Genomic DNA, 13,114 nt, shown 5'->3' with positions numbered 1-13,114 from the left:
GAAGGAACAGGCAACAAGGAATCTCAAATGGCTGAACAATTCGACGTCGTCGTCATCGGTGCTGGCCCGGCCGGCTACCACGCTGCCATCCGCGCCGCACAGCTGGGCCTGAAGACCGCCTGCATCGATGCAGCGCTGGGCAAGGACGGCAAGCCGGCACTGGGCGGCACCTGCCTGCGCGTGGGCTGCATCCCGTCCAAGGCGCTGCTGGACTCCTCGCGCCAGTATTGGAACATGGGCCACATCTTCGATCAGCACGGCATCAGCTTCAACGACGCCAAGATCGACGTGAGCAAGATGGTCGGCCGCAAGGACGCCATCGTGAAGCAGTTCACCGGCGGCATCGCCCAGCTGTTCAAGGCCAACAAGGTTGCCACCTATTACGGGTTCGGCCAGCTGCAGGCTGGCAACGTGGTCAAGGTCAAGCAGCACGACGGTTCGGAAGTCGAGCTCAAGGGCACCAACGTCATCATCGCCGCCGGCTCGGATTCGATCGAGCTGCCGTTCGCCAAGTTTGACGGCAACCTCATCGTCGACAACGTCGGCGCGCTGGACTTCACCGAAGTGCCCAAGCGCCTGGCCGTCATCGGCGCTGGCGTGATCGGCCTGGAACTGGGCAGCGTGTGGAAGCGCCTGGGTTCGGAAGTGGTGATTCTGGAAGCACTGCCGGAGTTCCTGGCCGTAGCCGATGCCGAAGTGGCCAAGGTTGCCGCCAAGGAATTCAAGAAGCAGGGCTTGGACATCCGCCTCAACGCCAAAGTTTCCAAGACCGAGATCAAGGGCAACGAAGTCATCGTCAGCTACACCGATGCCGAGGGCGACAAGACCCTGACCGTCGACAAGCTGCTGGTCGCCGTTGGCCGCCGCGCTGCCAGCAAGGGCCTGCTGGCCGAAGGTACCGGCGTACAGCTCAATGAGCGTGGCCAGATCGTGGTCGACGACCATTGCCACACCGGCGTCGATGGCGTCTGGGCGGTGGGTGACTGCGTGCGCGGCCCGATGCTGGCCCACAAGGGCTTTGAAGAAGGCGTCGCCGTGGCCGAACTGATTGCTGGCCTGCCGGGCCACGTCAACTTCGACACCATCCCGTGGGTGATCTACACCGAGCCGGAACTGGCATGGGTCGGCAAGACCGAAGCCCAGCTCAAGGCCGAGGGCATCCCGTACAAGGCTGGCAGCTTCCCGTTCGCCGCCAACGGCCGCGCGGTTGCCATGGTGGAGCCGGCTGGCTTCGTCAAGGTGCTGGCACATGCCGAAACCGACCGCGTGCTGGGTATGCACCTGGTTGGCGCCAATGTCTCCGAGCTGGTGCACGAAGGTGTGCTGACCATGGAGTTCAGCGGCTCGTCCGATGACCTGGCACGCATCTGCCACGCCCATCCGTCGCTGTCCGAAGCAGTACATGACGCGGCCATGGCGGTCAGCAAGCGCGCCATCCACAAGGCCAACTAAGCTCCACGGCCTGTGACCTGAAGGCTCCGCTCCGGCGGAGCCTTCTTGCTTTTGTATTCCCCGGTCTGCGCGCCTGTTCAGCGGCCACAGAGCGACCACCTCTTCCCATTCACCAGGAACAACACATGAAGTCCATCTGCGTCTATTGCGGCTCCAACCCCGGCGCCAAGCCCATCTATGTCGAACGCGCCACCGAACTGGGCAAGCGCATCGCCAACGAAGGCCTGCGCCTGGTCTACGGCGGCGGCCGTACCGGCCTGATGGGCGCGGTGGCCGATGGCGTGCTGGCCGCAGGCGGCGAAGTCACCGGCGTGATCCCGCAGCACCTGGTGGACATGGAAGTGGCGCACAAGGGCGTGACCTCGCTGGAGATCGTCGGCTCGATGCATGAGCGCAAGTCGCGCATGTTCGACCTGTCCGATGCCTTCGTCGCCCTGCCCGGCGGCTTCGGCACCGCCGAAGAGATCTTCGAGATGCTGACCTGGCGCCAGCTCGGCATCGGCCACAAGCCTTGCGCATTCCTCGACATCGATGGCTTCTACCAGCCGCTGATCAACATGATCGACACCATGGTCAGCGAGCGCTTCCTGCACCCGGAACAGCGCGATGACCTGTGGTACGGCGAAGACGCCACGCAGATGCTGGAGTGGATGCGCAACTACTCGCCGGCCCAGGCCGACAAGTGGTTCGACGAGAAGAAGCGCAACGCGCTGCGTTGAGGTACTCCCGGCTTCGCGGCTTATCGCCCTAGGCCACCCAGCGCCGCTTCCACAACATTCCCGACGGGTCGTTTGTAGGAGCGGCATAAGCCGCGAAACTCGTACATCGCACAGATCGCCAGTCTTCCGCGCGAGCAACAGCAAATGCGCATCTCGTGCAATTGCGGACGGTGCGCGACGGATGCATTGGTGGCTTCGCGGCTTACGCCGTTCCTACAACATTCCCGACGGGTGGTTTGTGGGAGCGGTGTAAGCCGCGAAGCTCATAGCCCGTACAGATTACTGGTCTTCCCAGTGAGAAACAGCCACTGCGCATCGTGCAATTGCAGCCGGTGCGCGGCGTATACCTTGTCAGCTTCGCGGCTTACGCCGCTCCTACAAAAACCCAGCACTTATGCGCGCTGCAGGGTTTCCTCGCGCGGGGCTGGATAGCCGAGCAGGTAACCCTGGCCGAAATTGCAGCCCAGGTCCTTCAAGGTCTGCAGCTGCCGCTCATCCTCGATGCCCTCGCCTATCGTTTCGATGCCAAGCGTGCGCGCAAGCGACAGCACACCCTGCACCAGCGCGAACGTACTGCTGCTGCCTTCATCATGCAGCCCGGCCACAAAACTGCGATCCACTTTCAGTGCGCTGATCGGGAAGCGATGCAGGTACGACAACGCCGAATAGCCGGTACCAAAATCATCCAACTGCACCACCACGCCGCGCTCACGCAGTTGATGCAGCGTGCGCAGGGTCCGTGGCTCATCATCCAGCAACGCCATTTCGGTGATCTCAACACGCAGACGCTCGGGATCAGCACCCGCCGCGTCCAGCATGCCCAGCAATCGTGGCGCAAACTCGGCGGAGCGGAAATGTCGTGGCGACACATTCACTGAGATATAGCCGGCCGTGCAGCTCGCCATATCGGTGACCACCTGCTCGTAGATCTGCCAGTCCACCTGCTCGATCAGGCCGCTCTCCTCGCCCAGCGACAGGAACTGCCCCGGCAGCAGTACGCCGCGTCGCTCGTGCCGCCAACGCAGCAGTGCTTCATGGCCAACCACTTCACCATCCAGCAGCGACACGATGGGCTGGTAATACGGCAGGAAGTCGCGCTTCTTGATCGCCCGGCGCAGGTCCGCTTCCAGCTCCAGACTGCGCATGGCCTCGTCGTGCATCGCGCCATCGAACATCACGCAGCGGTCCTGGCCCTTGAGCTTGGCCCTATACATGGCCGCGTCGGCGTCGCGCAACAGATCCGCACCGGAGGTATAGCGTGCATCCCAGACGGCAATACCGATGCTCCCCGAAGGGAACAGCTCGCGCCCGTCCACCCACATCGGGGCTTCCAGGGCCTTGAGCAGGCGCCGCCCCAACTCCATCGCCGCATTGGAGCCGCGCTCGCAGGGCACCAGCAATGCGAATTCGTCACCGCCCAAGCGCGCCACCACATCCTCGCCGCGCACCAGGCCCACCAGGCGGCGCGCCACTTCAACCAGCATCTGGTCACCGGCAGCGTGGCCGATACTGTCGTTGACCCACTTGAAACGATCCAGATCGAGGAACAGCAGCGCGAAGTGCGGGGCGATACCCAGTTCCGCATTCTCGATCGCCCGCTCCAGACGGTCCTGCAGGTGCAGGCGATTGGGCAGGCCGGTCAGCACATCGTGCATGGCCAGATGGGTCAGGCGTTGCTCGGCGCGCATGCGCTCGCCAATCTGCCCCAACAACTTCTGATTGACCTCGCCCAACTCGCGGGTACGTTCAGTCACGCGCAACTCAAGTTCCGCATGCGCCTGCAACAGGCGCTGCTGGTCGCGCTGGCGGGCAAGGCTGTTGCCGATGGTGCGGGCGACAAAAACCAACAAGCGCTGGTCATCGGCAGTGAACGCCACCTCGGGGTTGTAGCTCTGTACGGCGATGACGCCAACCACTTCGTCATCGCTGAACAGCGGCACCCCCAACCAACATTGCGACTTGGCACCAAACTCCTTCAAGGTGCCCGCCGCGATCAATTGGTCGATATCCGCACGCGCCAGCAGCACGGGCTCGCGCCGTTGCAGTGCGTACTCAGTCAAACCAGCGCTGAAAACCCGGGTTGCACGCTCGCGATTGAAGCGGTCTACCGAATAGACGAACTCGATGCCTGCCGCATCTGCGGTCACCATCGCCACGTAGAAATTACTGGCATCAAGCAGGCGACCGATGATCCCGTGCACCTGCGCGTAGAACTCACCGGTGGCTTTGCCACTCATCCCAAGTTCGGAGATGTTGAACAGCGCCGCCTGCAACAACTCCGCGCGCCGCCGCTCGATGATTTCGCCCTGCAGGTGGCCGTTGATGTGCTCCAGGTCCTGGGTGCGTTGCCAGACACGCTGTTCCAGCTGCGCATGTGCCTGATGGCGGTCCATCGCGGTAAGGATGTGCTTGGCGACGAAGTTCAGCAGTGCACGCTCTTCCTCGCCATAGCAGGCATCGGCAACGTAACTCTGCACCACGATCGCGCCGCATACGCGGTTGTCGCGCCACATCGGCACACCCAGCCAATCGGTGCTCTCGACGCCTTCCGACACCTCGTATTGCTGCTCCAGGAACTTCGCCAACTCACGCGAGGGCCCACTCAATGCCCTGCCGTTGCGCAGCACCGCAAAGGTCAGGCTGGCCGGCATCTCCTCATAGCGGTAGCGACGCCCCGGCTCTGGCAGGTAGCTGTCGTGGGTATCGACGAAATACAGAAATTCCAGGCTCTGCTGGTACTCATCGCACTCGACGATGTAGCAGTTCTCGGCGTACATCAACGAGCCAAGGATGCGGTGGAAATGCGCCATCATCTCGGTCATCGCCAGGTCGGCGCCGGCCAGGTCGGCAATCTCGAACAGCGCCTTCTGCAACTGCTTGGAGCGCTGCAGCTCTTCAATCTGCAGGCGCTGGCGCATCAACTCCATGGCCGAGCCGATCAGCACCCGCGCAGTACCCTCCCAGGCTTCGCGGCGCACCATGGACATCACTTCATCGGTATCGATCAGCACCACGCAATCGGTGCCCAGCTCATGCCGCCAGGCCAGTTCGAAGACGCTGCCCGGCAGGTCCACGCCGGTCCCGGCCAGACGCTCACGCGCCAAGCGGCAAAGCCCCTCGGCGGGCTCCGGGAAACTGCAGTTGCCTTCACCCAGCACCGCATCACGCCACGCCAGCGCAACATTGCTGGCGCGGGGCAACAAGCCCTGCAATGTCGCCACCACTTTGGTAACCGGCGAAAAAGTATCGGCGCGCGTGGATTCGGCCCGCGCGTCAAGCTCGCTATACGACATCTATCCGTTCTCTCTGGGTTCCGGTCTCCCGGAACTCCCCCCTGATTCCGCAGCATACCTTTCGCAGCGGTCAAGAGCAGTGGGTCTCAGAAAAAAGATTATCTTTCACAAGTCTGAATAAGCATCGCCCGACTGCCTTGTCGAGCTAGGCAGAACCCGAGCCAACCACTACGCTTGGCAGGTGGATACCGCTGTCCAGACCCCTACCGATGAAGTGTTGATGTTGGCCTATGCCGACGGCGACAGCGATGCGTTTTCCGAGCTCTACGCCCGGCACCGTGCGCGCCTGTTTCATTACCTGTTGGGCCAGCTGCGCGACCGGCCCTTGGCCGAAGAGCTGTTCCAGGACGTCTGGCAGAAGATGATCCATGCCCGGGCCGGCTGGAAGCCCGATGCCGCCTTCTCCACCTGGCTGTTCCGCATCGCCCACAACCGGCTCAATGATCATTGGCGGGCAGCGCGTCATCGGCCCGTCGCACCGGCCGATGCCGACGAACGCACCGCGAGCCTGGCCGATACCTGCACCCCTGAATTACTGGCAGACGAACAAGCCCAACGCCTACAACTGCGTCAGGCCTTGGCTGAGCTGCCAGCCGAACAACAGGAAGTCGTGATCCTGCGACTGGAACAGGAACTCAGCCTGGAGGAGATCGGGCAGATCACCGGCGTTGGCCGGGAAACCGTCAAGTCGCGGCTGCGCTATGCGATGGACAAGCTGCGCGCGAGGTTGAGCGAATGAAGACCGCAGACATGCTTACCCCCGAAGAGCGCGAGCTGGCCCGGCTGCTCGGCCGGCCTGGCCGGAGCGCAGCTACGCCCAGCGCGCAACTCGATGCGCGGATCATCGCCATGGCCAACGCAGCGCAGGCACCGGCCGCCGTCGATACCGAGAATCCAGCCCCGGAGCAGACCCAGGCCACCGCACCGACTCCCTTGCCATCGGCTGCGCGTCGCAGCAGCGGCTGGGGCCGTCGTCGCGGGCTGGTGTCCTCGCTGGCGGTGGCCGCATCGCTGGTGTTGGTGGTTGGCCTGGCCTGGCAGCTGCGGCCGCTGGATGCGCCACCTGCCATGCCAGCGCAAGCTGAAGCAAACGTGGCAGTTGCAGCGGCTGAATCCGCTGCCGATTCCGCTGCGGCAGCCGCGCAGGAGCCAAGCGCGGCACCGCCAGCAGCTCCCATGATGGATCAGCTTCCGGTCGACGTGGCCGCCGCGCCCGCTGCCGCTTCGCCGCCAGCAGAAGCCGCTGCAAAAGAACACAAAGCAGCCGCGCCCAAGCCCGCGCCAGCAGACGGCTCCCGCAAGGACGAAACCACCGTCGCCGAGCCCGCCAGCGGCGCTATAGCCGAGCGCGCGCCACGCGCGTTCTCGCCGGCTCCGGTCATTGCCCCGCCAGCGCCGCCGGCGCCACCAGCGCCCATGGTCATGCCGGCACCTGTGCAAGCCCCGGTCTACACCGAGCAGGCCGGTAACGCCGATGCTCCGCAGAACGACCTCTATCGCACCCAAAGCGCACCGGCACGCACGGCGCCACCGCGCCCTGCGCTTACTGGCCCGGCACCGATTCCGCATGCCGGCACCAAGGCGGTTACAAAAGCGGCGGAGGCGCGCCGACAGCGTGCGGCCGCCATCGCCGCCGACAGCACCCCGGACATCGAAGCCGATGCCACGTTGTCGCGTCACCAATGGATCAAGCGTATCCGCGAACGCCTTGAAGCCGGCGACCTGGATGGCGCAAAGGCAAGCCTGCGTCGTTTCGCCCACGATTACCCGGAAGCGCGCATTCCGCGCGACCTGCGGCCGCTGCTCGAGGATTGAGCTGCACCCGCTACCGCTTTGCGGTGCTGCCACTAGAATGACGGCAATGCTCGACACACTTGCCGCTTCCGCCAGCCATGAGCTGGAAATCAAACACAGCCGCTTCCTCGCCCAGGCAGCGCCGATCAGCGATGCCGCTGCGGCACTGGTGTTCATCCAATCCGTCTCGGATGTCGACGCCACCCACAACTGCTGGGCCTATCGCTACGGCAACGAATACCGCTCCAGCGACGATGGCGAACCCGCTGGCACCGCTGGCCGTCCGATCCTGGCCGCCATCGACGGTCAGGGCTATGACCGCATCGCGGTGGTAGTGACACGCTGGTACGGTGGCATCAAGCTGGGCGCCGGCGGGCTGGTCCGCGCCTATGGCGGCACCGCCGCCGAATGCCTGCGACTGGCACAGCGCAGCCCCTTGGTGCCGATGACCGAGCGCATCCTGCAATGCGGCTTCGAAGACATGGGCATCGTGCACACCCTGCTGGGCAGCGCCGGCGCCGAGAAGCTTGAAGAACACTTCCTGCCCGAAGGCCTGCGCCTGCACGTGCGCCTGCCGGCAGACCAGATCGATGCGCTGGCACTACGCCTGCGCGACGCCACCCGCGACCGCCTACGCCTGAGCGAACCTGTCGACCATGACTGAAACCCCCACCGCCCCCTCACCGCGCAAGCTGCAGAAACTCGGCAGCCTGAAAACCCTGTGGCCATTCGTGCGCCGCCATGCCGGACTGTTCAGCGCATGGCTGGTCGCCCTGGCGATATCGTCCACAGCGACGCTGAGCCTGCCGATGGCGGTCAAGCAGATGATCGACCACGGCTTCTCCGGCGGCGGCGAGATCAACCGCGCTTTCATGCTGCTGTTCATCGTCGCCGTTGTGTTGGCATTGGCCACGGCCGCGCGCTTCTTCTTCGTCTCCCTCCTGGGCGAAAAAGTCGTCGCCGACCTGCGTGCCAAGCTCTATGCGCACCTGATCGGCCTGGACGCCGGCTTCCACGACCGCACCCGCAGCGGCGAGCTGGTCTCGCGGCTCACTGCCGACAGCGAGCTGCTGCGCAGCGTGATCGGCTCAACCATGTCGGTGGCACTGCGCAGCAGCGTCACCGTGGTCGGCGCGATGGTGATGCTGTTCGTCACCAGCCCGCGTTTGGCGGTGTACTCGCTGATCGGCATTCCGCTGGCGGTGCTGCCGATCGTGCTTGGCGCACGCCAGTTGCAGAAGATCTCGCGCGCCAGCCAGGACCGCGTCGCCGATGCCAATGCCTTGGCTGCGGAAACCCTGGGCGCGGTGCGCACGGTCCAGGCGCATGCGCGCGAGCCTTATGAGCGTGGTCGCTTCGAGGCTGCTTTGGATGTTTCCGTGGCGACTGCAAAACGCCGCATCCGTACCCAGTCCTTTGTTACCGCCATCGCCATGATGCTGGTGTTCGGGGCAATCGTTGCGGTCTTATGGTCCGGTGCGCACGATGTGGTTGATCACCGAATGAGTGCCGGTACGCTTGGGCAATTCCTGCTGTACGCCTTGATCGGCGGCGGCTCGGTCGGTGCCTTGGCCGAAGTCTGGAACGAACTGCAGCGTGCCTCCGGCGGCATGGGTCGCATTGGCGAACTGCTTGCCGAAACCCCGCAGATCAATTCGCCTGCCCAGCCGCATCCCTTGCCTACACCGGTACGCGGCGAGATCCGCTTCGAGCATGTGTCCTTCCACTACCCGCAGCGCCCCGATCACCCGGCGCTGGATGATTTCAGCCTGACCGTGGCACCGGGCGAAACCGTAGCCTTGGTCGGGCCTTCCGGCGCGGGCAAGAGCACCGTGTTGTCGTTATTGTTGCGCTTCCATGATCCGGACAGCGGCTGCCTGCGACTGGACGGTATTGATCTGCGCGAACTGGACCCGGCGCAGCTGCGTCAAAGCATCGCCTTGGTGCCGCAGCAGCCGGCCCTGTTCGCCGCCAGCGCCGCCGACAACATCCGTTATGGCCGTCTGGAAGCCAGCGACGAGGAGGTCCGCGCCGCAGCCCGTTCCGCCGAGGCCGATGACTTCCTGATGCAGTTGCCAGAAGGTTATGCCAGCGACCTGGGCGAGCGCGGTGCGCGCCTGTCCGGCGGCCAGCAACAACGGGTAGCCATTGCCCGCGCATTGCTCAAGGATGCGCCGGTACTGCTGCTGGACGAAGCCACCAGCGCGCTCGATGCGCAGAGCGAGCGAGCCGTGCAGCAGGCGCTGGAGCGATTGATGGCCGGCCGCACTACCCTGGTCATCGCGCATCGCCTGGCCACCGTGCTCAAGGCCGACCGCATCGTGGTGATGGACCACGGCCGCATCGTCGCCCAAGGCACCCATGCCGAGCTGCTCGCGCAGGATGGCTTGTACGCGGAATTGGCGCGACTGCAGTTCATTGATTGATGAGGCTTGAATCAAGCCGACCCCGTTCTATGGGGCGGCTTGATTGAATGCCTTTGTTGTTTGCATTCAAGAATTGCGGTTGCGGCGCAACTTCTGCACGCAATCATTCTGCCGACGGGAGGGTGGCAGCTGACTTCCACGGCCGCGCAAAACGCGCGTTCTGATAACTGCTGCACCTTCTCGCACATGCCTAACACCGCGCTAACGCATGGCTAACACCGCCAGCGGCAAGCTCAAGGTGTGGTCGCAGCGGATGCACGGCGATCACCTTTCCAGCACTGGAGTCGAGCTATGGCGTTCCGACAATTTCCGGCAACCACCCGCGATGGCGAAAGCTGCATCGTCATCGAGTTCCTTGATGAGCCAAGCAGCATCCAAGCCAGCAATACGCCCCATCCGCCCCGTTATGAACTTGCCGATGGCCGCCCCTTGCTGCGCCGTGGCAGCAACCTGTTCAGTGCCGATGGCGAAGTCAGCCTTTCGATGAACCAGCCCTACCGGGCCTGATGGCCCTTCAGCAGCGCGCCATGGTCATTGCCGGCGCGCCTTCCGGCGCTGGTGCTGCAGGTTGATCCGGTAATTCTGAATACGCTTTGCCGATTCGGCCTGCGACTGCTCATTTTTTCACCAACCATCTTGACAGCCTTGTGCCCCAAGGGTTGTCAGAGATTATCCACATGCTTGCGCACACTCCGCTGTGGATTAAGTCGCAGCCCGTGAGACGCAGATGGGGTTGAGCCCCTCCCTCTAAACAGCAAAGGGAAGGCTTGGAAGGGGCACTGGCTACCCTGGCTTTTGTGGGAGCGGCATAAGCCGCGAAGTCGATGATCCCCAACGATTCCAGGACCTGGGCAATTGCAATGCGCTATCGGTTTCGGCTGGCGTTGTCAGCTTCGCGGCTTACGCCGCTCCCACGAGCACCCGAGATCTTGTAGGAGCGGCCTAAGCCGCGAAGTCGATGATCCCCAACGATTCCAGGGCCTGGGCAACTGCAATGCGCTATTGGCTTCGGCTGACTTTGTCAGCTTCGCGGCTCACGCCGCTCCCACGAGCGCCGGAAATCTTGTAGGAGAGGCGTAAGCCGCGAAGTCGGTGACCCCCGACGATTCCAGGGCCTGAGCAACTGCAATGCGCCATTGGCTTCGGCTGGCGTTGTCAGCTTCGCGGCTTACGCCGCTCCTACAAACGCTGCAGGCTCATCGATCCAGCACGCGCCCAATACCGCTGCGGTTGATCTCCTCGGCCGCCGCTTGCAGCACGTCGGCAGCATAGGCCTGCACGAAACCCATGCGGAAATGCACCTCGCCACTGGGCGTGCGCGAGGAATGGATCGAGGCCAAGCTGATGCCATGGCGTTCGAACACATGCAGCAACTCACGCAGGGAACCCGCGCGATCTTCCGGGAGGTGCACGCTCATCGCGCGCGCGTCGGTCAGGTCCGCCAACAGGTAGCCGACGCGCTCGAAGCTGTAATTGCCATCGCGCAGGGTCTGCTCATCCACGGCCGCCTTGTTGTCGGCCAGGTACTGCTTGCGGAATACCGCACGCGCCGCGTCATCACCCTGCCCCACCAGGCCACGCAGCTGCTGCAGCTGCTGCAACAGATGATCCAGCACTTCGCCAGCGTGCGGATTGCCGAACTGAATGTCTTCGTAGATGGCCGGGTTCAACGACAGGATGCGTGAGATCACCGCCGCATCCAGCTCGAAGGCGGCCGAACGGTAGGGCATCAACTCAGCCAGCGAGCCCAGCATCGGCGCGTACTGGCGCAGCACGCCGGCCTGGGCCAGATGGGTGGCGTGCACCATCGCCTGCACCAGCGCCATCACCCGGTCGTGGTGTCCGGCAGTCCCGCGCACGCATTCGGCCTGCAGGGCGCTGCACAGTTCGTCCAGCCATGCCTGCCAGTGCGCATCCAGGCGCGCCTCGCAGACCACCATCACCCTGCCCTTCAAGGTCGGCGCCTTGGGCGGTGCCGTCATCGGGTGCAGCCCGGCAACCGAGGCCTGCGATTCCAGCATCGCAGTCACCGGCTCGGCCTTGATCGAGGTGACGTCCAGCCACAGCTTGCCGCGCTCACGCCCACCCGATTGCCGGATGTACTCGCGGATCAATGCAGGCGTATGCCGGATTGGCGCTGAGAACAGCAACACATCGGCCTGTTCCAGCAACTGCTCCGGTGTCTGCGAGCCCGCATCGATCGGATCATGGCCGATCACCTGCAAGCCCATCCGCGCCTCGAAAAAGCCGCGCAGCCAACGCCCGAAGGCACCGCCGCTGCCGACGATGCCGATCACCGGGCGCAGACTCACGCCAGACGCTCGGCGCGGAACCGGTAAGGCGTACCCAAGGCGGCCGGTGCGGCCGCCAGCACGTCGAACTCTTCGACGCCGGTGGCCAAGGTCGCTTCCAGTGCCGCATGCACACCGGCGATGGCGCGGCTTACCGCGTCCTCGAAGCTGTGGCCTTTCAGCAGGAACGCGACCAGCAGCGACATCAGCACGTCACCGGTGCCAGCAACGTCCACCGGCAGATGCGGTGAGGTCCAGCGCCAGATCTGCTCGCGGCCGATGGCCAGGGTCACCAGCTCGCCGGGGTCGCCGGAGACCGAATGCGCGATCACCCATTCCGGGCCGCGCTCCAGCAGCTTGCGCGAGGCGGCGATGGCGTCATCCTGCTCCAAGGCCGGCATGCCGGTAAGGCGGCCCAGCTCGAAGGCATTGGGCGTCACCAGCCAGGCGTGCGGCAGCAGCCGCTCGATGAAGATCTTTTCCAGCCCGGGCTCGACATAGGGCCCGGTATGGGTATCGCCGATCACCGGATCCAGGCAGTAACGCAACTGCGGCGATTGCGGCAGTACTTCGTCCAGCCAATCGGCAAAGGCCGCACCATTGGCGACACTGCCGAAGTAACCGGACACCAGCGCGCCGGCGCGTTGCGGCAGGCCTCGTTCGGTGGCGCCCTGCAGCAGTTCGGCAAACCAATCGGCAGGCAGCACACGGCCACGCAGTGTCGCGTAGAACGGCGCATTGCTGAGCAGCGTAGTGGGAATTTCGGCGACGCGCAGCCCCAACGCACGCAGCGGCGGCACTGCCGCGCTGTTGCCGGCATGGCCGTAGACCAGCTGGGACTGCACGGAAATCACGTCCACCGGCGACGGCCCATCCGGGCGTTGCCGACGACCGTGCACGAGATGGCTGTGGTCGACTTCGTTCATCGCCCTATTCTACGACTGCAGGGCGAACGGCGGCTGCATACGCTTGCGCGCGCAACCAATAAACAGCAAAAGCCGCGGCAGGCCGCGGCTTTTGAATCATGTAGTGCCGCGCCATGCTCGGCAGAGGCGTTACACGCACCCCGGTAGTGCCGAGCCATGCTCGGCAGAGGCGTTACAAGCAAGCCCGTAGTGCCGAGCCATGCTCGGCAGAGG

General features: G+C 64.3%; 10 protein-coding genes. 7 read left to right on the top strand and 3 right to left on the bottom strand.

Going from position 1 to position 13,114, the window contains the following annotated elements; genetic code table 11:
- The first annotated feature begins 27 nt into the window (after positions 1-27).
- Positions 28-1,452 (top strand): dihydrolipoyl dehydrogenase, encoded by a 1,425-nt coding sequence (lpdA, locus tag ACVOKO_RS12845; RefSeq protein ID WP_346499301.1) that lies wholly within the window; start codon positions 28-30, stop codon positions 1,450-1,452.
- Positions 1,453-1,577: 125 nt separating this feature from the next.
- On the top strand, positions 1,578-2,171 hold the full coding sequence (locus ACVOKO_RS12840) for an LOG family protein (RefSeq protein ID WP_346499300.1): 594 nt from the start codon (positions 1,578-1,580) through the stop codon (positions 2,169-2,171).
- A gap of 392 nt (positions 2,172-2,563) precedes the next feature.
- On the opposite strand, the gene ACVOKO_RS12835 is transcribed toward ACVOKO_RS12840, so the two are convergent.
- Positions 2,564-5,464 carry a bifunctional diguanylate cyclase/phosphodiesterase gene (locus ACVOKO_RS12835; protein ID WP_346499299.1) on the bottom strand — a complete coding sequence of 967 codons (2,901 nt, stop codon included), beginning with the start codon at positions 5,462-5,464 and terminating at the stop codon, positions 2,564-2,566.
- A gap of 181 nt (positions 5,465-5,645) precedes the next feature.
- Here ACVOKO_RS12835 and ACVOKO_RS12830 point away from each other — a divergent pair, with 181 nt between their 5' ends.
- The 5 genes from ACVOKO_RS12830 to ACVOKO_RS12810 all read left to right on the top strand — a co-directional run bounded on the left by ACVOKO_RS12830 (position 5,646) and on the right by ACVOKO_RS12810 (position 10,191).
- A complete protein-coding gene (locus ACVOKO_RS12830) occupies positions 5,646-6,203 on the top strand; it encodes an RNA polymerase sigma factor (RefSeq protein WP_346499298.1) in 558 nt (185 codons plus the stop codon).
- The gene (locus tag ACVOKO_RS12825) at positions 6,200-7,279 is read left to right on the top strand and encodes a hypothetical protein (protein ID WP_346499297.1); all 1,080 of its coding nucleotides are present in this window, start codon (positions 6,200-6,202) and stop codon (positions 7,277-7,279) included. Before ACVOKO_RS12830 ends, ACVOKO_RS12825 begins: the two co-directional genes overlap by 4 nt.
- 46 nt (positions 7,280-7,325) lie before the next feature.
- Positions 7,326-7,922 (top strand): IMPACT family protein, encoded by a 597-nt coding sequence (locus ACVOKO_RS12820; RefSeq protein WP_346499296.1) that lies wholly within the window; start codon positions 7,326-7,328, stop codon positions 7,920-7,922.
- On the top strand, positions 7,915-9,684 hold the full coding sequence (locus tag ACVOKO_RS12815; protein WP_346499295.1) for an ABC transporter transmembrane domain-containing protein: 1,770 nt from the start codon (positions 7,915-7,917) through the stop codon (positions 9,682-9,684). Before ACVOKO_RS12820 ends, ACVOKO_RS12815 begins: the two co-directional genes overlap by 8 nt.
- 291 nt (positions 9,685-9,975) lie before the next feature.
- Entirely contained in the window at positions 9,976-10,191 is a 216-nt protein-coding gene (locus ACVOKO_RS12810) for a hypothetical protein (RefSeq protein ID WP_346499294.1), read from the top strand.
- Positions 10,192-10,880: 689 nt separating this feature from the next.
- On the opposite strand, the gene ACVOKO_RS12805 is transcribed toward ACVOKO_RS12810, so the two are convergent.
- Entirely contained in the window at positions 10,881-11,996 is a 1,116-nt protein-coding gene (locus tag ACVOKO_RS12805) for a prephenate dehydrogenase (RefSeq protein ID WP_346499293.1), read from the bottom strand.
- A complete protein-coding gene (gene pdxY / locus ACVOKO_RS12800; protein ID WP_062166180.1) occupies positions 11,993-12,901 on the bottom strand; it encodes a pyridoxal kinase in 909 nt (302 codons plus the stop codon). Before pdxY ends, ACVOKO_RS12805 begins: the two co-directional genes overlap by 4 nt.
- Positions 12,902-13,114: the final 213 nt, after the last annotated feature.

This window comes from Stenotrophomonas sp. STEN240, assembly GCF_056756175.1.
Note: the sequence above shows the minus strand (reverse complement) of the source record. Positions and strands in the feature narration are given on the sequence as shown.

What these genes read in the sequence shown, in the direction of transcription:
- lpdA (WP_346499301.1), top strand. Translation starts at nt 28, where the DNA reads ATGGCTGAACAATTCGACGTCGTCGTCATCGGTGCTGGCCCGGCCGGC.
- ACVOKO_RS12840 (WP_346499300.1), top strand. Translation starts at nt 1,578, where the DNA reads ATGAAGTCCATCTGCGTCTATTGCGGCTCCAACCCCGGCGCCAAGCCC.
- ACVOKO_RS12835 (WP_346499299.1), bottom strand. Translation starts at nt 5,464, where the DNA reads ATGTCGTATAGCGAGCTTGACGCGCGGGCCGAATCCACGCGCGCCGAT.
- ACVOKO_RS12825 (WP_346499297.1), top strand. Translation starts at nt 6,200, where the DNA reads ATGAAGACCGCAGACATGCTTACCCCCGAAGAGCGCGAGCTGGCCCGG.
- ACVOKO_RS12820 (WP_346499296.1), top strand. Translation starts at nt 7,326, where the DNA reads ATGCTCGACACACTTGCCGCTTCCGCCAGCCATGAGCTGGAAATCAAA.
- ACVOKO_RS12815 (WP_346499295.1), top strand. Translation starts at nt 7,915, where the DNA reads ATGACTGAAACCCCCACCGCCCCCTCACCGCGCAAGCTGCAGAAACTC.
- ACVOKO_RS12810 (WP_346499294.1), top strand. Translation starts at nt 9,976, where the DNA reads ATGGCGTTCCGACAATTTCCGGCAACCACCCGCGATGGCGAAAGCTGC.
- pdxY (WP_062166180.1), bottom strand. Translation starts at nt 12,901, where the DNA reads ATGAACGAAGTCGACCACAGCCATCTCGTGCACGGTCGTCGGCAACGC.